Consider the following 26,198-nt stretch of genomic DNA (forward strand, 5'->3'; position numbering starts at 1 on the left):
GAAAGCCGATTAGGCGCAGGGCGCGCGGCTTCCCTATCGCCTCTTTTTAAGAAGCGATATTTCCCGAAAAGCCTCCTGCCCGTTTTGGACAGTGACAGCTCTCATAAAAAAAGACTGACGACTTTGTCGTCAGTCTCAAAGCGGTCAAACGGCCGCTTTTTGCGCTTTAGGAAGATTCATAAAGCATTTATCTGTTTGATTCTGCTTGCTTAAAGCTAGCAGTCTTAAGAAAGAAAGCAAAAACCAAACCAATGACAGCCAGGATCAAACCGAAAGTAAAAGCGTTTTGCACGCCTGCGGTTAACGCTTCTCCAATCACAGACGGGTCCGTTGGGTCTTTTACATTCTTCATGAAATCAAGCTGTGCCGAAGACATAATCGTAATTGCTACGGCTGTACCGATCGCTCCAGACACCTGCTGCAACGTGTTCATCAGCGCAGTTCCATCCGGATACAGGTTTTTTGGCAGCTGATTTAAGCCGTTTGTCTGAGCCGGCATCATGATCAAGGAAATACCGATCATGAGAAGAGAATGCATCACGATAATCGCTAACATAGATGTTTCCGTTGTCACACGGGATAAGCTCCATAAGGTAACAATGACAAGAATAAACCCCGGAATTACCAATCCCTTTGGTCCGTATTTATCAAAAATACGACCTGTCAGCGGAGACATTAAACCGTTCAGCACTCCGCCCGGCAAAAGAACAAGACCGGCTGTAAAAGCTGCTAATCCCAGTCCCGTCTGCAAGTATAAAGGCAGCAGGATAGCGGAAGACAAAATCACCATAAAAGCGATAAAAACAATGAAAAGCCCAAGCGTAAACATCGGGTATTTAAACACACGCAAATCAATCATTGGCTGCTCCATTTTAAATTGTCTAAGAGAAAATAAAACAAGCGCCACACATCCAACCGCAAGAGCAGTCATTACGATAGAGCTCGACCATCCATCTTCGCCGGCTGTACTGAAGCCGTAAACAATGCCTCCAAAACCAAGAGAGGATAAAACAACAGAAACGGCGTCAATTTTCGGCTTTGTAATCGTAGATACGTTTTGCATGTACACCATGCCAAAAAACAGCGCAAACACTAAAAACGGCAACGACAGCCAGAAAATCCAGTGCCAGGTTAAGTTTTCAATCAATAAACCAGAAATTGTGGGCCCGATCGCCGGAGCGAACATGATTACTAAGCCCATCAGCCCCATAATGGCGCCTCTTCGATGAATAGGGAAAATCAATAAAATCGTGTTAAACATGAGCGGCAGAAGCAGGCCTGTTCCAAGCGCCTGAATGACCCGTGCCACCATCAGTATGCTAAAGCTGGGTGCTAATGCCGCTATGAGCGTTCCGATAATCGAAAAAAGCAAAGCTGCCATAAACAGCTGCCTTGTGCTATACCATTGCAGCAAAAGGCCCGTCACCGGAACTAATATCCCCAGTGTTAATAAGTAGCCCGTAGTCAGCCACTGGATCGTTGCAGATCCTACATTGAACTGCTGAATCAAATCTCCAAGCGCCATATTAAGCGCTGTTTCACTAAATAACCCAATAAATCCCGCGATTAAGAAGGAAATTAAAATAGGGGTCGTTTTCACATTTTCTTGTTGCTTTGCTGCAGTACTTGCTGCCATCTATCCATTCCTCCCTTTAAAGGCTAAGCCTTCTTCAAATTACCTGCTTTTCTTAGTCAGCAGCATCGGTATCTGCTCCGCGATCACACGAAGAGGCTTATCACTCTTGGCTGTAAGAGAAAGAAGAATGCCTCCTTCTATGACGGCAAGAATGATGATACCAAAATCCTCTGCCTGCTTTTCACTGTATCCAGCCTTTATGAACTTTCTAGAATACGTTTCCTTCCACTCTTCAAATGCTGAATGACAGGCTTTTCGAATAGGCTCGCTCGTCGAATGTTTTTCAGATGCAATTGCTCCGATTGGAAATCCAACTGGCTCTTTTTCATCCCGCATTACCTCGACCAATTCGCAAATATGGTCCTGAACAGCTTTGATTGGATCTTCAGTTCGCTCGAACACTTCTTCAATAAAACCAATCACTACGCCCTTTGTATGACGAATGGCTTCAACAGCCAGCCCTTCTTTTCCCTCAGGAAAATAGTGATAAAGCGATCCTTTTGGAATCCCGCTTTCTTTCAAAATGTCATTAAGGCCAACTCCGTCATATCCACGCATACGAAACAGCCTGGAAGCTGTTTCAATCAGCATCCCTTTCGTATTAAGCTTTTTGGTCATAGTTCACCTCTTCACAAATTAAACCGACCGGTCTAATATAATGCATTATTTTACATTTGTCAATGTAGAAAACTTCATTAACTTATTTATTACCTAAATGCTCAAGTCGGAGACTAACAGTTTGTTTAAAATGCAGAAGCAGAATTTTATTCAAAGCTTTGTACATATTTGCTTGGGATGGCTGCTGTTTAACAGAGGATCATAGAACTCGTTAAGCGGTTAACAGTTTATGAAGCATATAGCGAGCCTGCCCGTTCAAAACAACTATAACAAAGCGGAAAAGCAGGCAATATATCCAGTTCTTTTTTCCTAGCAGCTTAAAAAATTGCAGATAATCATAAGAAAGTTTAGAAAGGCTTCCTGTTTTAAAGCGCTACACTGAGAAAAAGCCAAGTTTCTCATTTTATGAAAGCGCTTCAAACAATAAGGATTGAGGGGGATAAATGGTGAAAAAACGTTCAAAGAAAGACACAGGTAATAAATTAGTAGTTGCTGTACTTGCAAGCGGGCTTCTTCTTTCTAGTACTAATCTTTATGTGTCCGCCTCTGAAACAATCTCTACTGATCAAATACAGCAAAAAGAAGGGTTTGTTAAAGCCGCAAATACGGTTCCAAAACTGGTTAATGCAGAGTCAATCGATGCGGTTATAAACGCTATGACCTTGCAAGAAAAAGCCTTTTTATTGGTAGGCGGCAATAAAGGAGGGTTAACTTCTGAAAATGGAGAAATAATCGGCGGCCAATCAACTAAAGTTCCGGGTGCTGCCGGCCAAACACAGGCCATTCCGCGTTTAGGTATTCCAGCTATCGTATTGGCAGACGGACCAATGGGTGTACGGATTAGTCCAACGAGAGAAAATGATGCAAAAACATACTACGCAACGAAGTTTCCTTCCCCAACGGTTCTCGCCTCTACCTGGGATGCTGATTTGGTAAAAGAAGTCGGAGACGCGACTAGTGAAGAAATGAAGGCCTATGGGATCGACCTCCTTCTTGCTCCCGGCATGAATATTCAAAGTTATCTACTAAATGGAAGGAATTTTGAATATTTTTCAGAGGATCCGATTGTTACGGGTAAATTAGCCACAGCTTTCGTTAATGGTGTAGAAGAAAATGGTGTGGGCACAACGATTAAACATTTTGCGGCTTTCAATCAGCGGACAAACAATAACGGAAATATGATCGTCAGTCAAAGAGCATTACGGGAAATTTACTTAAAAGGATTTGAAATGACAGTAAAAGAAGCGAAGCCTTGGTCGATAATGGATTCCTACAATAAAATTAATGGCACATACGCAACCGAAAACAAAGAATTACTAACAGATGTGTTACGAAATGATTTTGGCTTTACTGGATTTGCGATGACAGACTGGGAGTTTGCCGACCGGGACATCGTCAAGCAAATGGAAGCAGGTACAAACTTATTAATGCCAGGAAGAGCAGCGCAATCGGAAGCTATTATCGCAGCTGTTGAAAGTGGGCTTTTAGATGAAAAAATTTTAGATCGAAATGTTAAAGAAATTCTTCAAATTGTTGTGCAGTCCCCTACCTTCAAAGGAGCAGAGCCAACAAACTCACCAGACCTTGCAGCAGGAGCAAAAGTAGCAAGAACGGCAGCTGCCCAGGGAATGGTGCTTTTGCAAAACAAGAATCAGGCTCTGCCTATCAAAAACAATGTAAGCGCTTCTTTATTTGGCGTCCCCGTTAGTGAAATCAACACCGGCGGAAGAGGAAGTGCTCTCGTTTATGCGCCTTATCAGCTTGGCATTGCAGAAGGACTACGAACTGCCGGACTGACGTTGAATGAATCTCTGCTTACAAAATACGACCAATATGCAGCAGACTTACGGAGCCAGGATGCGTACAAAGGAACACCGGGCACTTTCGGTTCTGTTGGACCGAAGCTTCCTGAGATGGATATTACCGAGGATGTGCAAACAGCAGCAGCCAACACGGATATTGGAATCGTTGTAATTGGCACTGCTCCTGGTTCTTATGCTGTCGATCGCGCCAAAGAAGATTTTTATTTGTCTCCTTCACAAAAAGAAATGGTAGAAAAAGTGTCCAAAGCGTACCGCGATCAAGGCAAGAAAGTGATTGCTGTCTTAAACGTAGAAGGTCCTGTTGAAGTGGAAAGCTGGAAAGAAAAAGTAGATGGCATCCTTCTTTCCTGGCAGCCGGGGCAGGAGCTTGGAAACGCTGTTGCGGATGTTTTGACTGGCAAAGTAAATCCATCTGGTAAACTAGCTCAAACATTCCCGGTTGATTATACCGATCTTCCGTATGCGGACCGCTATCCTGGCTCACCGGATGGATTCCCTTATGAAGAGGATATTTATGTTGGTTACCGCTACAATACTACCTTTAATGTAAAACCTTCTTATGAATTTGGCTATGGCTTGTCTTACACTACATTTGAATACGACAAAGTAAAAGCCACAAAGAAATTTAAGAACACACTATCTATTAGTACGGCCGTAAAAAACACTGGAAAAGTACCAGGAAGAGAAGTAGTCCAGGTATACGTGTCTGCGCCTGACGGAAAATTGGAAAAGCCTTCTCTAGAGTTGAAAGCATTCGCTAAAACGGCCGAACTGAAGCCAGGAAAAAAAGAAAAAGTAACGTTTGAACTGGGTGCAAAGGATTTAGCATCATTCAGTGAAGAACTTTCTGCCTGGGTGCTTGAAAAAGGCACGTACACTATTCAAGTGGGCGCTTCTTCTGAGGATATTAAAGACACGGCCACTTTTACAGTCGCAGAAGACATCATTGTTGAAAAGGTCAGTGATGTACTGGAACCCGGAACAGCTATCGAACGTCTTTCAAAAAGATAACGACTTTCTATAAAAGCAAGTAATCATTAGCAGCAAAATTTTATAAAAACGCTTTCAAAATTAATACGAGTAAAGGTGGCCAAAGGATATGTTGAAAAAAATAAAAACACAAGCAAAAACAGCCATGATCTCTACATTAGCAGCCGGCGCACTGCTTTCTTACAGTACAGGAGCAGCGGCTCAAGAAGTAAAAACACAGCCGGCTTCTTACCAGACTGTTACTGAAATTAAAGATTGGGGAGCAGTCAACACAAAACTAATTGTAGATTTAGGAAGATCTGTTCCAAAAGGTTCTATTACACCTGATACATTTTCTGTGCATGTAAAAAGAAGCGATCACCGCTTAAAAACACCGTTTTTGGAGGAAGGCAGCCGGAAGATTACCAATGTTTACGTTTCAGATAAAAAAGGCAATCCTGCCGTTAAAACAGGCAGATACGCCGTTCTGGAAATGGAAGTAAGCCCAGCAAGCTCTTTGAGTTCTGCCCTAAACTACGATGCAGCCGGAACAGGATTTAATGACTGGACAGAAAATAAATACACCATTACGCAGCAAAAAGATATCCAAACAAACGCTGGAGTCATTTCGGGTTTGGTTATTAACCAATTTGCGGGAGAAACAAAAGAGCTTGTAAAGGATTTCTCTACCGGCCAAGCCACATATAATCATATAACACTATCCTATGCGAACTACGCTCCCGAGAAAGACAAAGAGAAAAATCCGCTGATCATTTGGCTGCATGGTGGCGGTGAAGGCGGTACAGATGGTACGATTCCGCTGTCTGCAAATAAAGCGGTTAACTTTGCCACAGAAGATATTCAAGACCATTTTGACGGAGCGTACGTTTTAGCACCGCAGGCACCGACTTACTGGATGGATGGAATCACTGGCAGAGCAGACGGAACATCCAAATATGAGGAAGCGTTGATGGCGTTAATTCAAGAACAGGTGGCTACTAACCCAGATATTGATCCAAGCCGAATTTACATTGGCGGCGCTTCTAATGGAGGATATATGACCATGCTAATGACGCGGGATTACCCTGGGTACTTTGCAGCGGCATTCCCGGTATGTGAAGGGTTAAACAACTCACTTATCTCTGACGAGGACATTCAAAGCGTGAAACAAACACCAACTTGGTTCGTGACGGCAGAAAATGATACAATATTGCCCCCTTCTCTTAACACAGTGCCAACGTATGAGCGCTTGGTTGCTGCTGGAGCAAAAAATGTCCACCTGTCTTTATTTGAGGATGTCCATGATACGTCTGGTTTGTATATGAATGCAGATGGTACACCGTATCAATATAACGGCCACTGGTCATGGATCTATGTATTTAACAATGAAGTAGATACCGTAATAAACGGAAACACGATTACCCTCATGGATTGGCTGGCTGAACAATCTCTTCAAAACTAAAAATCAAACTTTGCGGCAAGATTCACTTTTTGTGAACTTGCCCTTTTTATGTTTTTCTTAAATGTTTAATGTGCTTTAACAACATTCCCTGAATTAAACGGCGAAAAAGACCCATCAGCAATGAAGACTGCGCCAAAGCATGATTTGCAAAGGATAATAAAGAGGAAATTAAAAAAAGCCGCTCTTTCACTAGCGGCTTTTCCTTTTATCCTTTTACTGATCCGGCCAGCAGGCCTCTCACAAAATACTTCCCGAGAAGAATATAAACCAACAGCGTAGGCAGTGCAGCAAGCAGCGCTCCCGCCATTTGAACATTCCACTGGACAATCTGGCTTCCCGATAAGTTTTGCAGCGCGACCATGACCGGCTGCTGATCAGCGGTTGTAATGGTAACCGCAAATAAAAATTCATTCCAGATGTTTGTAAACTGCCAAATGGCCACTACTACAAATCCTGAGACCGACAATGGAATCATAATATGTCGGAACACGCCAAGAAAGTTAGCTCCATCAATTTTGGCAGATTCAATCATTTCATCGGGAATATTCACATAAAAGTTTCGAAACATCAGCGTGGTAATCGGGATGCCATACACAACATGAACAAAAATCAGCCCAGGTATAGAGTTATACAGCCCCGCTTCTCGTAAAAACTGAATCAGCGGAATCAAAATACTTTGATAAGGGATAAACATACCGAACAGCATAAGAGTAAATAAGATCTCCGACCCTCTAAACCGCCACTTCGAAAGTACATACCCGCTCATCGCCCCTAATAGAGCAGACAGCAAAGTAGCTGGTATAACGAGATAAAAAGAGTTCATCAAGTTTGGCGCAAGTTTGGAAAAAGCTTCTCCATAGCTGCTGAAATCCAGCGAGGATGGCAGCGTCCACATTTGGTCCAGCGTAATTTCATCCAGCGGCTTTAAACTCGTAATGATCATGACATAAACCGGCATCAAAAAGAATAAGCTGACCGCAATCAGCACGAAGTAGCTGGCCGGTTTTGTAAACGCCCTGATGACCATATTACGCTTCCCCCTTTCGGCTGTTTAGTAAGTATGGAACGATAAATATGGCAACACTGAGAAGCATAATAATCGCAATCGCAGCTCCGTTCGCATAATAATTACCCCGGAATGTTGTTTCAAACATATAGACACCTGGAACGTCCGTTACAAAGTTTGCACCAGGACCTGTCATCGAATAAATCAAATCAAATATTTTTAAGGAAATGTGCGCCATGATAATAATGACACTCACTGTAATCGGGCGAAGCTGGGGCAAAATAATCTGCCGGTAAATTTGAAATTCAGAAGCCCCATCCATACGGGCCGCTTCTTTTGTTTCATCCGGGATCGCCCGAAGCCCTGCAATATACATAGCCAATGAAAACCCGGTCATTTGCCAGACAGCCGCAATCCCTACGGCAATCAGCGCAGCCGGCAGGCCAAATTCAATCTGTCCCCATTGAAAGCCCGCTAAAATATTGGTATCTGTGTACCACTTAGGTGTAATCCCAAATGTGTTTAAAAATAAGTTAATTCCCGTTGAAGGATTTAATAACCACTGCCACACGACGCCGGTCACAACAAACGACAATGCCATAGGGAAAAAGAAAATATTTCTGAAAATGGATTCTCCTTTTAGCTTTTGATCAAGCAGAATAGCCAGTGACAGCCCGAATAAAATCACCAGGCCGATAAAGAGAATCGTAAAGAAGAGAGTATTGCGTAAATCAGCTTGAAAACGAAAATCACTGAATAAATACATGTAATTTTTCAAGCCGGCAAAAGAGAAATCAGGAATAAGTGAATTCCAGTTGCTCAGTGACACATATCCTGTCCAGCCGATAAATCCATATACAAAAATGACGATCAGCAAAAAAGAAGGCAGCAAAAAAGCAAGCGCCATCCATTGGTCAGAGGAATAGCTTTTTTTAGACACTTTTTCTCCCTTGGCTGTTTCTTTTCTTACTGCTTCCATAGTAGATGCCTCCTTGTAAAGAAAACCCCCCGTACGGAGGGTTTCTGCTTTATTTTAATTCGGTTCCTGCCGATTGAAGCGTACGAACAAGCTGATCAACATCTCCCTGTGTAACAAAAATATTAACCGCTTGATTGACCTTCGTTACAAATCCTTCTGGTGCTGCTGAGCCGTGCGCTAAGCTTGGCACAAGCGCGGCAGATTTAAAATCCTCCATTGTGTCTTTTCCATATTGATCGTATTTTGATACGTCTGCGTCAATACGAGCTGGAATAGAACCTTTTAATGGGTTAAAAGCATCCTGGCCTTCAACCGATCCAAGTACACTAAGGAATTTCTTTACATCTTCTGAATTGTTTAACCCTTTCGGGAGACCAAAAGTATCCGTAATAACGCCGAATGTTCCCTCTGTTCGAGGTGTTGGTGCATAGCCAAAATCTTTATTGACAGCCAGTTTCAAATCATTCGTAAAGTATCCTTTTGCCCAGTCACCCATAACGTTCATCGCTGCTTCTCCACTTCCAACAAGCTGCGCAGCATCCTGCCAGTTGCGGGAACTGTGATCTTCATTTACATAAGTGAGCATCTTTTTAAACGTTTCGGCTGCTTTTTTAACTTTTGGATCGTCAAAAGCCAATTCGCCTGTCCAAAGCTTTTTATAGTCCTCTGCGCCCAACTCGCCAAGCAGGACCGTTTCAAATAAGTGTGTGGCTGCCCATGGCTCTTTGTCTCCAAGTGCAAGCGGCGTAATGCCTTTTTCTTTTAAAGTGTCTGCAGCTTCAAAGAGCTCATCAAACGTTGTTGGAACAGCAATGCCATTTTCCTCGAAGACTTTCTTGTTATACCAAAGAACATTTGCACGGTGAATATTGACCGGCACCGAATACATATTGCCGTCTTTGCTGACAAGTTCAATTAATTCTTTTGGAAATTTATCATTCCATCCTTCCTGCTCATACAGATCATTAAGCGGCTCCATTTTATCTGCTGCTACCCAGCTGTCATTCAGCTCTGAACCGCCATGCACCTGGAAAGTAGCGGGCGGATCATTCCCCTGCATCCGGCTCGCCAATACGGCTTTCGCATTGGTTCCAGCCCCTCCGGCTACAGCAGCGTTTTCAATTGGAATATCCGGATATTTCTCTTCGAACAGGGCAAGAAGTGCTTTTAAGCCGTCTTCCTCGCCTGCACCCGTCCACCAGCTGAAAATATCGAGTTTTCCTTTTTCCCCGCTTCCCCCGCTGCTGCCCTGGCTTCCTTCTTCCGTTTGTGTGTTAGATCCGCAGGCAGATAAAACGAGCGTTAAAATCATCATTAAGATAAGTCCCAGTCTTTTCTTCATGCCTTTAGCCCCCTTTATTGTAAGCGTTAACATAAATAAGTATATCTCTCTTAAGAAGGCGACTTTTCTGAAATCTTTTATGATTTTCTGTACTTTTTTATGCAAAAGAAAAACAGCGGCTTCAGCCCCTGCTTAAGAAAAAGATTTCCGGTATTCTTTTGGTGAACAGCCAGCTGCTTTCTTAAATACACGGCTGAAGTAATTCGGATCATTATACCCTGTTCGATCCGCAATTTCTTTCAGTCCCAAATTGGTGTGCTGAAGCAGCTTTTTAGCCGTTCGAATTCTATAATTGGTTAAGTAACCAATAAAGGTTTCATTCATTTTTTCTTTAAACAGTTTTGTGAAATACGTTGGGCTTAGCTGTACGTGATCAGCCACATCCTCCAGGCTGATTTGCTGATGAAAGTGTGTATGGATAAATGTTTTTGCTTTTGCAATCATTTCTCTTCCCTGCCGATGCATAGCGACTCGGCTGGCCAATTCATTGCCAAAAGCAAGGCAGTCTTCAATAAATGCCGCTTCCATAATATTTACATCATCAACGTAAACACCGATAGCGGCCATTTCTTTTTTGACATGCACCAATTCTTCTTTTAATTGATTAAGCGAATAGCGGGTAAAAAGAGTATCTAAAGGATGGCGGTTCATAATCGCTTTTTCAACCGCATTATGCGAAAAAGAAGCACTCTGATCCGCGAACCCGTATGATGCCCCGCGTCCAGCTTTTAGCTGCTGAAAAGCAAGCAGAGCCTCCGAATAAGAGGATCCCAGCTGTTTTAAGGGACAGGGAGCACTTGTTCCTACAGTGATTTTACCGGGCCAGGAGCGAACGATAGACTTGGCTAAAAGAAGCACATCTGACTTCTGGCATTCCTTACTTAAAAATAAAACAGCCAGCCCGCCGGCCTGTGGATGAGCCGCCAAAAAAGGAAACGGGGAGTGCTCGTTAAGCTGTTCGATAATGTCTTCCCTTGTATTTGCATCTGGACATTCATACACATGCATAAAACCGACTTTTGCCTCGGGGTGAAGCATCCGCAGGCGCCTGCACACTTCTTCATTCATGTCCTGCTGCATTACTTTAGCGAGTACAAGCTGCCAAAGGGCAGCTTCTGAGGCCTGTTCTTCCTTTACTTCCTCTTGTACTTGTAAAATCGTTTGAATCGTTTCATCTCTTTTAGCTGGTTTAACAAGATAGTGTTTTACTCCCTCAATCATCGCTTCTCTTGCATAATCAAAAGAAGCATATGCTGTCATCATAATAAAACGAATGGAAGGCTGCTTTGACCGAATATGGCGAATCGCTTCAAGACCATTCATGCCCGGCATTTTAATATCCATCAGCATTAAATCGGGATGGAGCGATTCGGCAAGCTCAATCGCTACCCGCCCATTCCCGGCCTCACCTACTACCTGAATCTGTGGAATATGCTGCTCAAGCAGCTTACGCATCGCTTTTCGTTCAATCATTTCATCGTCAACGACAATCACCTTCATCCTATTCCTCTCCCTTCATAAAATGGTATACGAATTTGAACGGTGGTTCCCATTCCTTCTGTCGATGAAATAGAAAAAGATCCTTTTTCTTTATAGAAGAGATGCAGCCGCTTTATGACATTTTCCAAACCGATTCCAGTCGAGTGCCCGGTATGTTCCGCTGCCTTCCCGCCTTCTCTTAGCTTTTGAAGAGTTTCCCTGTCTATGCCCGCCCCGTTATCTTTTACTTCAATAACAGCCTGTGTGCGGCTGCTCGTCACAACGACAGAGATTTCTCCGCCTTCCTCTCTATTTTCAATCCCATGAATAAAAGCATTTTCTACAATCGGCTGCAAGATCAATGCTGGCATAGAGATGGGAAGGCATTGTTCCTCTACAGATAAATGAAAAGAAACACGGTCCGAAAATCTCGTTTCTTGTATGGCAAAATAACTCTCTACCGCTGCCACTTCATCCGCCAATGTAACAGATTTTTGCAAATCCCCAAGGCTGTACCGGAGGAGGGATGACACGGATTCAATCAGCTGTGTAGTCATGGGGGCATCTTCCAGGTATGACATTTGCTTTACGGTGTTTAAAGTATTAAATAAAAAATGCGGATTAATTTGATTTTGAAGCTGCTTTAATTCCAGTTCCTTCAGCCATTGGTTGAGCGCTGCTTTTTCTTTGATTTCTTCAATAAAACGGCGCATGTCTCTTCTCATCTGGTTAAAAGACTCCCCGAGCTGATGAATTTCATCTCTGGTTGGAACGGAAACATCCGGCCCATCGAGCCGCCCGGCAGACATTTCGGCTGCCGCCTTCGTTAACGTATGTATGGGCTTTGTAATCCCTCTTGAGAACCAAAGAGCCATGAAAACAGCAAGAAGCAGCGTGGAGACAAATAAACTGATAATAAAATGCTTAAAAGCTGTATTTCGCTTTTCCATTTGATCATAAAATCGCTGGTATTCATTTAATTCTAAGTTTAAGTAGGCGAGCGTGGCTTCTTGTACATAACCGGAGACATTCCGAACTTCACGTAAATGACCGGGGTATTCATCTACCGCCTCTGTCTGAATCGCTTGAATGGTTTTATCGCTTTCTTCAACAAGAGTATCCATCATTTCCTGATACATGGTCATGGACTCGGGCTGGATATCGGCTGTATTGGTTGCTTCTATCCTCTCTTTATTTTCAAGTAAAACCATTTGGGCCGCTTTTGCTTTTTCCAAGGAACTCTTTTCCCGCTCAATCGCATATGAATTGACTCCTTCATACAGTGCAGCAGACTGCTGGGATATTTCATTCAGAAGTAGAAACCCTTGAAAGCTTTTATGATATTCATTCACAAGCTGCCGGCTGCTTGCGTAGATAGAGTATGAAACGACATTAAACAAGACTACAAACACCAAAAAATAAAGAAGAAGCTTTTTCCTGATCGTAATCATGACCCGCTTTCTCCTTCCACAATCGGTAAATCCTCTCTTCGAATAATAGATGTATCCGTATACTGAAGAGGGTGAATGTTTTCTCCTGCTTTCAGCTTGATTAATGACGCTACTGCGTTGTAACCCATCTCATACGGATCCTGGGCTACGGTAGCCTGAATCGCCTGCTCATTTAAAAGAAACAGGGTTTCTGGAAGTGTATCAAATGCAATCACATAAATATTTTTTTTATTAAAGTACCGGGTTACACCGGCAATACCGATCCCGTCTAAAGCGCTGGTACCATAAATGGCCGTGATGTCAGGACGGTTATGAAACAGGCGGTATGTTGCTTCAATGGCGCCGATCTTTGTAATAGAAGACTCTTCAATTCCAACGATTTGAATCCGTTCTTCTTTTTTAATCGCTTCTTTAAAGCCCTCTACCCGCTGTTTCTGATTTTCGGACTGAAACCGTCCCGTTACGATACCCACCCGCTGTGGACCGTTTGTATCCGCTAAGAGTGCCTCCCCTGCTAAAAAACCTGAATAATAATTGTTCGTTCCTACATATGCAGCCCGTTCTGTCTCTGGAGCATCTGTGTCCACAGTGATAACCGGAATTCCTTTGTCGTGTGCTTTTGATATTAACGTTGTCAGCATTTCACTTTTTCCGCCCTGCATTAAAATACCGTCTACTTTACCTGCAATGGCCGTATCAAGTGTTTTTAAATGCTCGCTGTAATCGGCCTGCCGGGGACCTGCATACTCTAAATAAACACCGTACAGGCTGGCTGCATCTCTTGCTCCTTTTTCAACTAAACGCCAATATTCGTTATCCAGCTCTTCCGGAATCAAGACAAAGTGGTACATGGATTTATCATGCTCTGCTTCTGCTTTTTTCATATGAAATGTTAGTTTCCCATAGTAAATCATACAGGCTGATGCCGCGAGAAAAGCAAGGAGCAGGATGCCATATGCAAGCCGCTTCATAAATCTCCTCCTTATAGTAAGCGTTTTCATTTATTCGATGCTTTTATCTGTCCATCTAGCCTTTTCCTATTTACTTCTCTATGGATCGTTTTGTTTCCTTTAATCTTCCATTAAAAATAAAAGCAAGCAGCATTTATCATTCAACTAATAAACTTTCTGTGTTTTCTTTCCCTTTTTAGTCACTCATAGAATATCAAGACCTGCCGATATTTATGACAAAAGGCTGCTTTCGCGAAAGCAGCCTTTTGTTTGAAGCTTATTCTGTTCACAGTCGTTCATTAAATCGAGATAATTCCAAAAAGAACGGCCGCCACTGTCATTACGGTTGTAGTGCCTAGTGCCCACTTAACCGCAAACCGCTGCAAGTCGCCAAACTCTGTTCCGACAAGTCCAATCAACAGGTGAGCTGCTGCCACAAGCGGACTGAGAACGTGGACAGGCTGGCCAAGCAAGGAAGCGCGTCCAATTTCCACAGCGCTAATCCCATATGCTTCCGCCGCCTGTGCAATAATAGGAAGAACTCCAAAATAAAACGCGTTATTAGACATAAAAAATGTGAAAGGGGCGCTTAAAAAAGCAACGATCACCGGCAAGAACGGGCCGAATGAATCTGGAATAATAGATACAAGCGTTACAGCCATGGCATCAATCATTTTTGTTCCAGACATAATCCCGGTAAAAATTCCTGCTGCAATCACGATGGAAACAACAGCTAATGCATTTTTAGAATGGGCAGCCAGCCGTTCCTGCTGGTCTTTTAAATCTGGGTAGTTCACAAGAAGAGCAATACCAAAGGCGATCATAAATAAAATAGTCAAGGACATAAAGTCAATGATCAGAGAAGCCATCAAAACAATCGTTAACAATAAATTGAACCAAACCAGTTTTGGGCGTTTGTAATCCACATTCAGCGTTGTGGCGGCAAGTCCTGTGTTCTCCGCTGATTGATGAGCAGAATCAAGCTCAATTACACCAAGCCGTTTTCGTTCTTTTCGGCCCAGTAAAAAAGCGGCCGTAAGAACCCAGACAAGGCCGATACCCATTACGGGAATCATCGGAATAAACAATTCAGATGCGTCCAGCCCGAGGGAAGCCATGGCCATCGCAGAAGCCCCTCCCCATGGAGTCATATTCATTACCCCCATCGAGAGCATAGCAACTGTGGCTAAAATAAGCCGATTCATGCCAAGCCGCTTATACAATGGCAGCAGGGCAGAAACCGTAATAATATAGGTAGTCGTTCCATCCCCATCAAGGGCAACCGTCATAGAAAGAACCGCTGTGCCCAGTACAATTTTAAGCGGATCGCCTTTTACAATCTTTAAAATTTTGGCGATCAATGGGTCAAACAAGCCAGAGTCAATCATAATGCCAAAATACAAAATCGCAAACAAAATCATGATAGCGGTGGAGGCAATGCTTTCAACGCCTTCCTGCATCATCGGTCCCAGTTCGGTTAAAAAGCCGCCGAGAATACCAAATACGATCGGTACAAGCATAATAGCCACCAAAGCCGATAATTTTTTTGACATAATTAAATACATAAATACCGCGACCATCGAAAATCCCAATGCAGCTAACATATATTCATCTCCTTTACTTCTCATTTGTTGATAGCGCTTTCTTTAGAAAAGAGTATCAATCTTCTGATATTGCGTGTAGTTAAAAATTGTTTTTACTCTTTTAATTGTAATAATCGTTTTTTTCTTATTTTTCACAGCAAAAAAAACCGCAGCTGCAGCTTTGCGGTTTTAAAGAGATTTGTATTTTCGCTCCGGCCGCCCGATGCTACCGTAAATCACTTGTACCTCCATCTCATGAGTAGAGACAAGGTACTCTAAATAACGACGGGTTGTGGAATAGCTAATACCGAACAGCTGACTAAACTCATCCGCATTCAAGCTTTTTTCAACCGTTTTTATTTTTTCCCTGACCAGTTTTAGCGTATGTTTATCGATTCCTTTTGGCAGCTGAGCGGTACTAGTGCCAGATTGTTTTTTGGATTGAGCAGTACGAAACATGCGGTCTACTTTATCCTGATCCACTTTTTTCTGCTCATAAAGCTGTGATCGCATCTGCTTGTATTCCTCTAAGGTTACAATCAATTTATCAATCATAATTGGCTTTATTAAGTAGCCAAATGCACCCCCGCGAATCGCCTGGCTGACTGTTTCGGTATCATTAGCCGCTGTAATTAAAATGACGTCAACTCCCCAATGCTGTTTCCTGATTTCTTTTAGCAGTTCAATACCGTTGGTGTCTGGCAGAAAAACGTCAAGTAAAATCAAATGAGGCTGCACCACCTTTAACAAATCTAATGCTTGTCTGCCTGATCCAGCGGTTGCAATCACATCAAAACCAGGCTGCTGGTCTGTAAATTGCTTATAAATTCCTGCTGCTTCATAATCATCTTCTACAATAATCACTTTAATCGTCTCCATCAAATTCCTCCTTTTTAGGTACAACAATGGTAAACCGGGTACCCCCAAGCTGACTTTTGCTTAAGTAAAGATCTCCCCCCAGCTGCTGCAGAGCATGCTGGACAATCGTCAAACCAATACCGTGATTCTCTCCTGTTTTGGTCGTATATCCTTCTTGGAATATCCTTTCTTCCATATGAGCCGGAACACCCGCTCCATTGTCTTCAATATCAAACACTATTTCTTTTCCAAAGTCCGTAAATGACACGGAAACTTTTCCTTCTCTTCCTTTTTCGGTGCGTGCCGCTTCCAGCGCATTGTCTATGATATTTCCAATGATCGAAACCATCTGCTGAGCTTCCTGGGCAGTAAGTGAAAGAGATAAACTGCTTTCTTCATCAATGGTTAAAGATACTTGCTGTTCCTTTGCCCGATTCAATTTTCCCAGCAGACAAGCAGCGATCATAGGGTCCGCTACAGATGAAACCAAGAAGGAGATGACATCCTGCCGCTCCTGGACTTCTTGAGAAATCAACTGCATCGCTCGCTCATACTGCCCTAATCGCAGCAGTCCATAAAGCGTATTCAGCTTATTTAAAAATTCATGATTTTGTGACCGCATATTTTCAGAGAATGCTTTCATCTGAGATAATTCTTCCGTCAGCTTTTCAACTTCTGACATAGGCCGGGCTGTCAGTACTACGCCTTCTGTCTGGCCATTCTTTAAAAATGGAGACAAATCCGCAATGAAAAGCTGGTTTTCAAATACAACCGGTTGATTGATCCTCTCTTCTTTAAAAGTAAGTACTTCTTTTAAAAGGGTTTGAAGCTTCTTCTCTTTTATTACATATCCTTTTTGGATGGTTTGGCCGCCAAATAGCAGACGGGCTTTCCTATTCATCGATGAAACCTGATTCTGTGTATTGATCACAATGGTTGCATCCCGAATAGATTCCAGTGTAGCTTCTTTTTCTTTGAATAAAGAGGAAATTTCCTCCGGTTCAAGTCCTAAAATAACTTTTCGAATCCTTCGTGCAATAATCATGGCTCCTACAGCTCCAATGGCTAACGGAATCATAGCGAGCTGGATAATTTTCGTTCGATAAACATCTGTCTGTTCTTCTACATCATTTAATAAAAACCCAACGGACGAAACACCAATCACCTTTCCCTGTTCGTTCCATATAGGCGTTTTTGCTTTGATTGCCGGGCCGGATATGCCCGTATCTTTATAAATAACCGATTGCTCTCTTAAAAGGGAAGCGTCATTACTAGTCGCTGTATGTTTGCCAATCGAATCAGGATTCGGGTTTGTGTAGCGAATTCCTTTCGTATTGACAATCGTGACATAACTGGCTCCGGTTGTTTTACGTATTGTCTCAGCAATCGGCTGCATCGTTACAGTAGGATTTTTTTCTTGGAAGGCATCGATAATTTTTTCATTCTGTGCCGCAAGTTTTGCGACAGTCATTGCCTGCTTTCCCATATAGGATTCAACCATTTCATCGATCATGGAAGAAAAAAGGAGACTGACTAAAAATGTACTAATGATGACGACTATCGTTAAAAGAAGGGCAATTTGAGTCAGCAGGCTCAATCGCACCGGTTTAAAAAGCATGATGTTTCTCCCACCTTTATGCTGCTTATCTTTTGTTAAAGCGCTAACATGTTTAGCTGCAAAAAATGAACCTCTATTTTTCTTTTTAAGTATACCTGTTAGCAGAAAGCAGACAAGGGTTATTTCTCATTCGTATATAGAGCGCTTTCCTTTGCATACGCCTTTCATTTGTGTGAAAAAGGGTATATTACTTTAAACGTTTGGAATCAAACGAAGAATGCCTGTGTGAAGGCAGTTTTCCTCCCGTTCCATAATCGGCTGATTCTTTTTAAAAAGGGTATACTAGCTATAAGCACCCGAACATTTAACAGCTGACAAAGAAAGAGAAAAGTAACGTACACTCTTTTATGAAAACAGTTCCAAAACCGTTTCTTTTCTAGTAGAATAAAAAAGAAGAAAAAAATTTTCTTACTTAAAACAAAAAAAATAAATAATTTTCATTAACTCATGTTTGATACACACAGCAAAGATCGGATCATTTGATAAAGGAGACTATGAATATGTCAAAACAATCTTTTTATCTAGGCGTTGATATCGGAACGACCAGCACAAAATCCGTTTTATTTGGAGAAGCCGGCAAAGTGCTGGAGATGCACCATGTAGAGTACCCTCTTTACAGCCCCTCTCCATCCATTGCGGAGCAGGATCCGGACGAAATTTTCCGGGCTGTGCTTGAAACGATCCAAACTGTTCTGACAAAAGGACATGTTGACCCGGCTCAGCTGAAGCTCGTCAGCTTTAGTTCTGCTATGCACAGTGTGATTGCGATGGACAAAAACGGCAAACCGTTAACACGCTGCATCACCTGGGCAGACAGCCGGCCGACCAAATGGTCCGAGAAAATTAAAAACGAAATGAACGGGCTGGAGATTTACAAAAGAACAGGCACACCGATTCACCCCATGTCCCCTCTTTGCAAAATTGCCTGGCTGCGGACCGATCAGCCGGATGTGTTTGCAGCCGCTGATAAATTTATCGGGATTAAAGAATACGTGTTTTACCAGCTGTTTGGTGAGTATGTCGTTGATTATTCTATTGCCTCTGCGATGGGTATGTTTAATTTACATGACTTAACGTGGGATAAGGAAGCCCTGGAAGTAGCAGGTATTTCAGCGGACCGGCTGTCAAAAGCGGTTCCGACGACTCACTTTTTAAAAGGCTTAAAGCCGGTATACAAAGAAGAACTCGGCATTTCTGATGACATACCATTTATTGTAGGGGCAAGTGACGGGGTTTTATCGAACCTCGGTGTGAATGCTATTGACCCGGGCGTGGTAGCTGTAACTATTGGAACAAGCGGCGCTATCCGTACAGTAACAGACAAGCCGGTCACGGACCCGAAAGGACGCATTTTCTGTTATGCGCTGACCGAGAATCACTGGGTTGTCGGCGGGCCGGTTAATAATGGCGGCATGACGTTTAGATGGGTGCGGGATGAATTTGCCGCAGCCGAAATTGAAACAGCGAAGCGGCTTGGCATTGATCCGTATGAAGTGCTGACTAAAATTGCTTCTCGTGTAGCACCAGGTTCGGATGGTCTTCTGTTTCATCCTTATTTGGCTGGTGAGCGGGCACCGCTTTGGAATCCAAACGCAAGAGGCTCCTTTTTCGGTCTCAGCCTGCACCACAAGCGCGAGCATATGATCCGAGCTGTTTTAGAAGGGGTGATCTTGAACTTGTATTCGGTTATGCTTGCCCTTCAGGAAGTCATTGGCGTGCCGAAGCAAATTCAGGCAACAGGTGGATTTGCCCGCTCTGAGCTGTGGCGTCAAATGATGGCCGATATTTTTGATCAGGAAGTGACTGTGCCGGAAAGCTTTGAAAGCTCCTGCCTTGGTGCGATCGTATTAGGTATGTACGCGCTTGGGGAAATTGATGATTTCTCTATTATGTCAGAGTGGGTCGGCAGCACACACAGCCACCAGCCAAATCCGGAAAACGTAGAGGTTTATCAGGATCTTATGTCGGTTTATATTCGCGTGGCACGTGCACTTGAAAATGAATACGGCCTTATTGCCGAGTTCCAGCAAAAATGGATTAAATAAGGTGATGTAAACGCCTAAAAAGAAGCGGCTCGTTCTCCTGAACAGGCCGCTTCTCTTATTTGTACGTTGCTGCTCTTCCTTTAGGGAACAGAAACTTCGCTGATCAGCCGTTTTCTGTACACCACCTTTGAAATTGTGATGCTTACTTCATATAAAAGCAGCAGGGGAATGATAACCAAAACGTCTGAAATCAGATCAGGCGGCGTAATTAAAATGGACACGACAATGAGTGCAAAATAACAAAGCTTTCTCGCTTTGGCCAGCCTCATTGGATTAATAATGCCGAGTCTTGTTAAAAACATCACAACGAGAGGCATTTCGAATAAAAAGCCAAATGGCAGTGTTAAGTGCAGCATAAAACGGAAATAGCGATCCGCTGTAAACATCGCCTCAAAGTGGCCAGATGACAGCGTAGTCAGGTAGTTTAACACGATTGGAAACAAAATAAGATAACCAAATGCAATGCCGGTAAGAAACAGAAGAAATAAACCCGGTATAAAATGAAGGGCAACCCGGCTTTCTTCCTTTGTTAAAGCAGGAGCGACAAAGCGCCAGGTTTGATAGGCAGCAACAGGAATCGTTGCAGCAATCGCACATACACCCGAGATGACCATATAGACCCATAGAATATCACTCGGCCCTAGGATTGCCAGTTTTCCGTCCAGGTCTTTGATCAGCCAATTATAAATATCCTCGACAAAAACAAAAGCAAGAATAAGAAAAAAGAGAAAAGCAATTAAGGTCCTAATAATCCGCTGGCGAAGTTCTTCTAAATGTTCGATTAGATGAGCATTCTTGTTTTCCATCCAACCACCTCCTATCTTTTGCTAAAAAAAGATGTAGACGAGTTTCCTCGTCTACATGTCTCTTATGAAACCGCTGATTTCTCTTTTTTCTCCAACGTTGTCAGCTCAGGCTTTTTTTCTTCTTCCTCTTCCACTAAATTTTTTGTGGCACTTTTAAACTCGCTCAATGTACGGCCAAACGCCCGGCCGATCTCCGGCAATTTCGAAGGGCCGAAGATTACAAGGGCGATGATTAAGATTAACACTAAACCTGGAACACCGATATTTTGCAGCATGCAAATCTGCTCCTCTCATAAACATGTTTTATTTGTTTTTATTTTTGTAAGCCACAACCGCTTCAATTTCAATGAGCCAGTCTGAATTCACCAGGCTGTCGACGCCCACGGTAGAACGTGCCGTTTTAATTGGATTTTCTTTTGTATTAAAAAACTGTCCGTACGCGTCAAACCACCCTTGATAGTCCGGTTTTCCGCCCTTATTCGGATCTGATACTACATACACACGCAAATATGTTACATCCGCAAGTGTGAGTCCTTTCGCTTTCAGCTGCGTTTCTAAATTCTTTAATATACCGATAGCCTGCGTTTTGGTATCCCCGTATCGTTCATACGTCGTCGCACCATCTTTATTCAACAAAGGCGGAACAGTCCCGCTAAACAGTAGCTGGCCATAAGAAGAAGGAATGGCCACTGAACTGGAAATAGAGGAAGACGGGGTGCCAAAAAACGTTACTTCATTCGATTTTAACTCTTCTTTTTCACTCATCGCCGAGGCAATCGAAAATCCAGCAATAACGTTTGCTCCAATTACAACCGAGGCAATCGTGGTTTTTAGTGATTTTTTCATTTTTCTTCCTCCATTTATAAAAGGTAAAATAACAGCCGGAGCATTCATTACCCCGCGATCGAAGGTACCGGACCGCTTTCTTTCAGCACTTTCTCATGAATCTGGCTGACGACTGTTCTTGCCGATTCGAAGGCACCAGCCATCCATCCCGTCATGTAGCTGAGGTGTTCACCGGCAAGGTAAATACGGCCTTGCGGCTGATTTAAAATTGGATAATAATTTTTCAAATCAGAAGCAGAGTATTCTGCCCATCCACCTTCGTTGTATTTGATTTTGTGCCATGCAAGTGAAAAAGAGGTTTCAAATTCATCAGCATATTGCTTATGTATTTTTCCACCCTGAGCCAAAGCATGCGATTGACGCTGGGCGATGGATCGGCTGCCCACATCGACTGCATTTTGACCGAAATTATAGTAGCCGACTACAATTCCTTTTTGTGTTAAAAAGTCAGAAGATGGATACCAGATTTGGGAGATATCCATATTGGTTGTTGTAATGCCGCCCAGAATGCGGTCTTCCTGCTCCCAGAAACGATTTTTAAATTGAAGGCCGATTTTGCCTGTTGTTGCGTAGTTGATGCTTTTGATCGCATTTTTCATTTCGCCTGTGAAATCTGCTTTTATATTTTTTAGAACAGGCAGCGGGATCGTACAGATGCAGTAATCTCCGCTTATTTCTTGTGTTTTTCCTTTGGTCTTGTATACTACCCGCGTGCCCTCTGGGGACTGCCGAATTTCTTGTACTTCCGCTTCAAACGTAATTTTGCCTGGAAGCTGTCGTTCAAGTGCTTTTGGAATCTGATCCATCCCACCTACGGGCTGGAACATCATAGGTTGTTGAGTGAAGGAGTATTCTGAGTTGAAGTTGTTCATCATTCCTGATTGAAGAAGTTCACTAGATGTATAGGGTGTGCCGATAGTTCCTGGCTGGAGGCCTGCACCTGGGAGTTCTGTATATCCGCGGCGGCTTGAGCCTTTGTAGATGTACTCGGAAGACAAATCACCTTCACGTTTCAGGTAATCCATTAATTTTTCCCTGTCTTCTTTCGTTAGCTCCTGGTCAAGTGCAGACTTATTGACTGCTTTTGCTAACAGCTCGGATACAAATCCGCGTGTGTCTGCTTTAATGGCCTGCTTCCGGATTCTCTGGTTTGCGAGACCACCCACATTTTCCTGATAATAATAAGCATATTCATTTACGTTACAAAACACTTCAAGTGGAACCCCGAGCTCTTTACAATAATCCACGGTTACATGATGCTGGGGAATTCGGGCAGGGCCGGCGTTAAAATAAAGGCCTTTGTCAAATTTAGCTGTTTGTTTAACCCCGCCGATTTCGGTTTCTTGTGTTCCGTTTCGCACGGTCCAGTTCCGTCCTCCTGTTCGGCCTCTCGCTTCGAGAATATGACAGTCATACCCTGCTTTTCCAAGTTCATAAGTGGCTGTCATTCCGGCAATACCGGCTCCGAGGATAATGACTTTTTTGCCCATTTTCCCTGACTGGGAAAGGTCACTTTTGGACGGAGGGCGATAGCTGCTGGCGCTTGCCATCACAGGAGAAGCAAAAAACCCTAAGGATTCCATTGCTCCAAATACGGCAACGGCTCCTCCTACTTTCCCTACTTGATTCAGGAAATCTCTCCTTGTTAAGCTTTTTTGTTCTTTTGTCACTTTGTTTCCCCCTTTTATCACTTGGAATAAGAGTATAATAGAGGTTATATTTTTCCATATCTACACATTTGTTAGAAAATATCACAATTTTTCTAAAAAGCTATAATTATTATTAATAGTGAAAATATGTAAAACAAATCACTTTAAGGTTTATAAAATGAGTCCTAAATGAACAAAAAAAAAGAAAAAGCAATTCTCATCCAAAAAAGAGAAAAAGCTTTTTCTTGTATATGAATATGATTTTTATTTGCACATTTACTTTACGTGATTAATTGCTTTTTTCAACGCTGTGTCCGCCGAATTCATTTCGCAAAGATGCGACCACTTTTCCTGAGAATGTGTCTTCTTCAAGCGAGCGGTAGCGCATCATTAAAGACAAAGCCGTAATAGGCGCGGCTGCCTGCAGCTCAAGAGCCGTTTCAACTGTCCATTTTCCTTCTCCAGATGAATGCATAATGCCTTTAATGCCTTCAAGCTTCGGATCTTTTGAAAATGCATTTTGTGTCAGTTCCATCAGCCATGAACGAATAACTGAGCCGTGGTTCCACACTCTGGCCACTTGTTCGTGATCATAGCCGAAATCGCTTTTTTCCAGCAGCTCAAAGCCTTCTGCAATCGCCTGCATCATGCCATATTCCACTCCATTGTGGATCATTTTCAAAAAGTGTCCGCTGCCGCTCTTTCCTGTATACAAATAGCCGTTTTCAACGCAAATGTCCCGGAATACAGATTCTAACTGTTCAAAAGCGGACTGTTCACCGCCGACCATCATGCAGGCCCCATTTCTTGCACCGGACGTGCCACCGCTTGTGCCGACGTCTAAAAAGTGAATACCGCGCTTTGCTAACTGTTCTGCGCGCTGCATAGAATCTTTGTAATGAGAGTTTCCGCCTTCAACGACAATATCGCCTTCGGTTAACAGGGACGCTGCTTCATGAACGACTCCTTCTGTAATCTTGCCGGACGGTACCATGATCCAGACCACTTTCGGACTTGGCAGGCTGGCAACCAGCTCTTCAATAGAAGAAGCTGTTTGTGCCCCTTCTCCACTCATTTTTTCTCTTGCTTCCTGGTTTACATCAAAAGCCGTAATTTCATGACCATGCTCCATTAAGTTCAACCCTAACTGAAAGCCCATTTTGCCGAGCCCGACTAAACCAATATGCATATGTGATAAGCTCCTTTGAAAATAATTTTCATCCTTATCTTAAATTATATAAAAATTTTTTCTTAAATAAAACCCTTTCAAGAAATATTTTTTACTTCTTTTCTTATGCTATACTGATGTTATAAAACAGTTTATAAGGAGGGGCTTCAGTGGCACAACAATGTATGGCAAGAATTCGCTCCTATTATGCAAGGTTAAGTGCAAAAGAAAAAAAGGTAGCGGATTACATTTTACAAAACCCTGAAAAAATTATTCATATTACGATTAACGAACTAGCAGAAGATCTGCATGTTGCGGATGCAACGGTATTTCGGTTTTGCAAACGAATTGGATTTAAAGGATATCAGGCGATGAAAATTGCCCTCGCTTCTGAAATTATGGAACCGATTCAACAAATACATGAAGAAATATCAGAAAATGATGATGAACAAACCATCACAAAAAAGATTTTCCAATCCAATATCCAGACGCTCGAAAACACACTGCATTTGCTCAATGAAAATGCGCTTCATCAAGCTGTGTCCCTGCTTCTTCATGCAGCGAAAATAGAATTTTACGGTGTCGGCGGCTCTATGGTCATTGCCATGGACGCTTATCATAAATTTATCCGCACAGGAATTAAAGCGTTCTCATTCGTCGATTCCCACTACCAGCTGATGTCCGCTTCCCAACTGACAGAAAAGGACGTAGCTGTTGTGATTTCGCATTCCGGAACGAACAAAGATACGATTAATATTTTAAAAACAGCGAAAAAAAATGGGGCAAAAACGATCGGTATCACAGGCTATCCGAAGTCGTTTATCGGCCAGAATGTCGATGTTGCGCTATTCACAAGCTCCGAAGAAACGGATTTTCGTTCTGAAGCCCTTTCTTCCCGGATTGGACAGCTGAGCATTATTGATGCCCTTTATGTAAATATCATGGTACTGAACAAATACAATGCGAATAAAGCACTCGATAAAATCCGCGACTCCATTTCTGAAACGAGAATTTAACCGGCTTAGCAGACGGTTACTCAACCGTCAAAATGAAAGCCCTTTCCATGAGAAAGGCCATAGGAAAAAAATATGGCTTTTCTTTCAAACAACTCTCACAGATAAAAGTGGTTTCTTTACTACTTACATTATGTACAGTGGTATTTGTTTTCATGCAGGAGCTTTGCATGCAACTGCGTTAAAAAGAAAGTACTTCTGTCTGACCAATGTTTTGCTTGATCCCCATAGCAGCTCTTTTCGTTCAAATAAGAAGGAATTTTCCTATTCACCAAGAAATAAATAGCTGTGCAAGCGATTCTGTTTGCACGATTCCTTTGGGAAAGGGCGGCTGAAATGGATCAACATATTCGAATGAACATGTTCCAGGGCACGGAAGTAAAAGCCACAGTAGAGGGATTGCAAATGCTGCAGCAATTATGTGAGGATGAAGCCGCTAAAAGCGAAGTGCCGGAAAGAAAATCTTTTTATGAAGGAATGGCGCTTGCCTACTCGACGATTGAGCAGAAGGTAAAGGGACATGCAGAGTATATACAGCCTGAATTTATTGAACGTTTGTTTGATGCCATGACTAAAGTAGAAAATACACCATCAACGAAGCATGATTATACGGAAACTTGTTCTTTTTGTGAAAAAAGCAGAAATGAAGTGGATGCGTTAGCATTAGGACCCGGAGTTTCCATCTGTATAGAGTGTCTGGATTTCGGCAAAGAAGTGATTGACTCACAACCCCAGCAAGCTGTAGAAAACACGCCAGCAGCAAACACATCTTATACGGAAACTTGTTCTTTTTGCCAAAAAAGCATCAGTGAAGTGGGTGTATTAGCGGTCGGGCCAGGTGTTTCAATTTGTGCGGGCTGTTTGGAATTTGGCAAAAACGTGATTTAATCAAATTCA

At 42.8% G+C, this 26,198-nt stretch carries 21 protein-coding genes; 5 read left to right on the plus strand and 16 right to left on the minus strand.

All coding sequences use genetic code 11. The features are described from left to right. Nucleotides 1–187: 187 nt before the first annotated feature. Together M3221_RS14990 and M3221_RS14995 are read right to left on the minus strand one after the other, a co-directional pair. Complete coding sequence (locus M3221_RS14990; RefSeq protein ID WP_251272548.1) at nt 188–1,636, minus strand: DHA2 family efflux MFS transporter permease subunit; 1,449 nt, start codon at nt 1,634–1,636, stop codon at nt 188–190. Nucleotides 1,637–1,675: 39 nt separating this feature from the next. Next, nucleotides 1,676–2,254 carry a TetR/AcrR family transcriptional regulator gene (locus M3221_RS14995; protein WP_251272549.1) on the minus strand — a complete coding sequence of 193 codons (579 nt, stop codon included), beginning with the start codon at nt 2,252–2,254 and terminating at the stop codon, nt 1,676–1,678. Nucleotides 2,255–2,700: 446 nt separating this feature from the next. Here M3221_RS14995 and M3221_RS15000 point away from each other — a divergent pair, with 446 nt between their 5' ends. After that, complete coding sequence (locus M3221_RS15000; protein ID WP_251272550.1) at nt 2,701–5,088, plus strand: beta-glucosidase; 2,388 nt, start codon at nt 2,701–2,703, stop codon at nt 5,086–5,088. 88 nt (nt 5,089–5,176) lie between these two features. After that, nucleotides 5,177–6,508, plus strand: a complete 1,332-nt coding sequence (locus M3221_RS15005) for a prolyl oligopeptidase family serine peptidase (RefSeq protein ID WP_251272551.1) — start codon at nt 5,177–5,179, stop codon at nt 6,506–6,508. Between the two features lie 205 nt (nt 6,509–6,713). Here the strand turns inward: M3221_RS15005 and M3221_RS15010 are convergent, their stop codons facing one another. The 9 genes from M3221_RS15010 to M3221_RS15050 form a co-directional block, all read right to left on the minus strand. Beyond that, a complete protein-coding gene (locus tag M3221_RS15010) occupies nt 6,714–7,535 on the minus strand; it encodes a carbohydrate ABC transporter permease (RefSeq protein WP_251272552.1) in 822 nt (273 codons plus the stop codon). Nucleotide 7,536: 1 nt separating this feature from the next. Further along, nucleotides 7,537–8,493, minus strand: a complete 957-nt coding sequence (locus tag M3221_RS15015) for a carbohydrate ABC transporter permease (protein ID WP_251272553.1) — start codon at nt 8,491–8,493, stop codon at nt 7,537–7,539. A 49-nt stretch (nt 8,494–8,542) separates the two neighbouring features. Continuing rightward, complete coding sequence (locus M3221_RS15020; protein ID WP_251272554.1) at nt 8,543–9,835, minus strand: ABC transporter substrate-binding protein; 1,293 nt, start codon at nt 9,833–9,835, stop codon at nt 8,543–8,545. A gap of 132 nt (nt 9,836–9,967) precedes the next feature. Next, on the minus strand, nt 9,968–11,335 hold the full coding sequence (locus M3221_RS15025) for a response regulator transcription factor (RefSeq protein ID WP_251272555.1): 1,368 nt from the start codon (nt 11,333–11,335) through the stop codon (nt 9,968–9,970). Next, the gene (locus M3221_RS15030) at nt 11,332–12,765 is read right to left on the minus strand and encodes a sensor histidine kinase (RefSeq protein ID WP_251272556.1); all 1,434 of its coding nucleotides are present in this window, start codon (nt 12,763–12,765) and stop codon (nt 11,332–11,334) included. Before M3221_RS15030 ends, M3221_RS15025 begins: the two co-directional genes overlap by 4 nt. After that, nucleotides 12,762–13,736, minus strand: a complete 975-nt coding sequence (locus M3221_RS15035) for a sugar-binding protein (RefSeq protein ID WP_251272557.1) — start codon at nt 13,734–13,736, stop codon at nt 12,762–12,764. Before M3221_RS15035 ends, M3221_RS15030 begins: the two co-directional genes overlap by 4 nt. Nucleotides 13,737–14,014: 278 nt before the next feature. Next, entirely contained in the window at nt 14,015–15,319 is a 1,305-nt protein-coding gene (locus M3221_RS15040; RefSeq protein ID WP_251272558.1) for a CitMHS family transporter, read from the minus strand. A 168-nt stretch (nt 15,320–15,487) separates the two neighbouring features. Then, nucleotides 15,488–16,177, minus strand: a complete 690-nt coding sequence (locus tag M3221_RS15045; protein ID WP_251272559.1) for a response regulator — start codon at nt 16,175–16,177, stop codon at nt 15,488–15,490. Further along, a complete protein-coding gene (locus M3221_RS15050; RefSeq protein ID WP_251272560.1) occupies nt 16,164–17,774 on the minus strand; it encodes an ATP-binding protein in 1,611 nt (536 codons plus the stop codon). Before M3221_RS15050 ends, M3221_RS15045 begins: the two co-directional genes overlap by 14 nt. Before the next feature lie 500 nt (nt 17,775–18,274). On the opposite strand from M3221_RS15050, the gene gntK reads away from it, so the two are divergent. Then, nucleotides 18,275–19,819 carry a gluconokinase gene (gene gntK / locus M3221_RS15055; RefSeq protein WP_251272561.1) on the plus strand — a complete coding sequence of 515 codons (1,545 nt, stop codon included), beginning with the start codon at nt 18,275–18,277 and terminating at the stop codon, nt 19,817–19,819. A gap of 80 nt (nt 19,820–19,899) precedes the next feature. Here gntK and tatC read toward each other — a convergent pair whose 3' ends face one another. From tatC to gnd, 5 genes are all read right to left on the minus strand, one after another. Then, complete coding sequence (gene tatC / locus M3221_RS15060) at nt 19,900–20,625, minus strand: twin-arginine translocase subunit TatC (protein ID WP_251272562.1); 726 nt, start codon at nt 20,623–20,625, stop codon at nt 19,900–19,902. Between the two features lie 62 nt (nt 20,626–20,687). Then, nucleotides 20,688–20,900, minus strand: coding sequence for a twin-arginine translocase TatA/TatE family subunit (locus M3221_RS15065; RefSeq protein ID WP_251272563.1), 213 nt, complete (start codon nt 20,898–20,900; stop codon nt 20,688–20,690). 28 nt (nt 20,901–20,928) lie between these two features. Further along, on the minus strand, nt 20,929–21,471 hold the full coding sequence (locus M3221_RS15070; RefSeq protein WP_251272564.1) for a RidA family protein: 543 nt from the start codon (nt 21,469–21,471) through the stop codon (nt 20,929–20,931). A gap of 47 nt (nt 21,472–21,518) precedes the next feature. Beyond that, nucleotides 21,519–23,141 (minus strand): flavin monoamine oxidase family protein, encoded by a 1,623-nt coding sequence (locus tag M3221_RS15075; protein ID WP_251272565.1) that lies wholly within the window; start codon nt 23,139–23,141, stop codon nt 21,519–21,521. 268 nt (nt 23,142–23,409) lie between these two features. Further along, nucleotides 23,410–24,309, minus strand: a complete 900-nt coding sequence (gnd, locus tag M3221_RS15080) for a phosphogluconate dehydrogenase (NAD(+)-dependent, decarboxylating) (protein ID WP_251272566.1) — start codon at nt 24,307–24,309, stop codon at nt 23,410–23,412. A gap of 149 nt (nt 24,310–24,458) precedes the next feature. Between gnd and M3221_RS15085 the strand changes: the two genes are divergently transcribed. Then, nucleotides 24,459–25,304, plus strand: coding sequence for a MurR/RpiR family transcriptional regulator (locus M3221_RS15085; protein ID WP_251272567.1), 846 nt, complete (start codon nt 24,459–24,461; stop codon nt 25,302–25,304). A 333-nt stretch (nt 25,305–25,637) separates the two neighbouring features. Beyond that, the gene (locus M3221_RS15090) at nt 25,638–26,189 is read left to right on the plus strand and encodes a ClpX C4-type zinc finger protein (RefSeq protein WP_251272568.1); all 552 of its coding nucleotides are present in this window, start codon (nt 25,638–25,640) and stop codon (nt 26,187–26,189) included. Nucleotides 26,190–26,198: the final 9 nt, after the last annotated feature.

Origin of the sequence: Domibacillus indicus (assembly GCF_023715895.1) — a bacterium.
GTDB classification, from domain to species: Bacteria; Bacillota; Bacilli; order Bacillales; family Domibacillaceae; genus Domibacillus; species Domibacillus indicus_A.

Bases quoted from the DNA above. Each gene is read 5' to 3' on its own strand.
- M3221_RS14990 (WP_251272548.1), bottom strand. From the start codon at position 1,636: ATGGCAGCAAGTACTGCAGCAAAGCAACAAGAAAATGTGAAAACGACC.
- M3221_RS14995 (WP_251272549.1), bottom strand. From the start codon at position 2,254: ATGACCAAAAAGCTTAATACGAAAGGGATGCTGATTGAAACAGCTTCC.
- M3221_RS15005 (WP_251272551.1), top strand. From the start codon at position 5,177: ATGTTGAAAAAAATAAAAACACAAGCAAAAACAGCCATGATCTCTACA.
- M3221_RS15010 (WP_251272552.1), bottom strand. From the start codon at position 7,535: ATGGTCATCAGGGCGTTTACAAAACCGGCCAGCTACTTCGTGCTGATT.
- M3221_RS15015 (WP_251272553.1), bottom strand. From the start codon at position 8,493: ATGGAAGCAGTAAGAAAAGAAACAGCCAAGGGAGAAAAAGTGTCTAAA.
- M3221_RS15020 (WP_251272554.1), bottom strand. From the start codon at position 9,835: ATGAAGAAAAGACTGGGACTTATCTTAATGATGATTTTAACGCTCGTT.
- M3221_RS15025 (WP_251272555.1), bottom strand. From the start codon at position 11,335: ATGAAGGTGATTGTCGTTGACGATGAAATGATTGAACGAAAAGCGATG.
- M3221_RS15030 (WP_251272556.1), bottom strand. From the start codon at position 12,765: ATGATTACGATCAGGAAAAAGCTTCTTCTTTATTTTTTGGTGTTTGTA.
- M3221_RS15035 (WP_251272557.1), bottom strand. From the start codon at position 13,736: ATGAAGCGGCTTGCATATGGCATCCTGCTCCTTGCTTTTCTCGCGGCA.
- M3221_RS15040 (WP_251272558.1), bottom strand. From the start codon at position 15,319: ATGTTAGCTGCATTGGGATTTTCGATGGTCGCGGTATTTATGTATTTA.
- M3221_RS15045 (WP_251272559.1), bottom strand. From the start codon at position 16,177: ATGGAGACGATTAAAGTGATTATTGTAGAAGATGATTATGAAGCAGCA.
- M3221_RS15050 (WP_251272560.1), bottom strand. From the start codon at position 17,774: ATGCTTTTTAAACCGGTGCGATTGAGCCTGCTGACTCAAATTGCCCTT.
- gntK (WP_251272561.1), top strand. From the start codon at position 18,275: ATGTCAAAACAATCTTTTTATCTAGGCGTTGATATCGGAACGACCAGC.
- tatC (WP_251272562.1), bottom strand. From the start codon at position 20,625: ATGGAAAACAAGAATGCTCATCTAATCGAACATTTAGAAGAACTTCGC.
- M3221_RS15065 (WP_251272563.1), bottom strand. From the start codon at position 20,900: ATGCTGCAAAATATCGGTGTTCCAGGTTTAGTGTTAATCTTAATCATC.
- M3221_RS15070 (WP_251272564.1), bottom strand. From the start codon at position 21,471: ATGAAAAAATCACTAAAAACCACGATTGCCTCGGTTGTAATTGGAGCA.
- gnd (WP_251272566.1), bottom strand. From the start codon at position 24,309: ATGCATATTGGTTTAGTCGGGCTCGGCAAAATGGGCTTTCAGTTAGGG.
- M3221_RS15090 (WP_251272568.1), top strand. From the start codon at position 25,638: ATGGATCAACATATTCGAATGAACATGTTCCAGGGCACGGAAGTAAAA.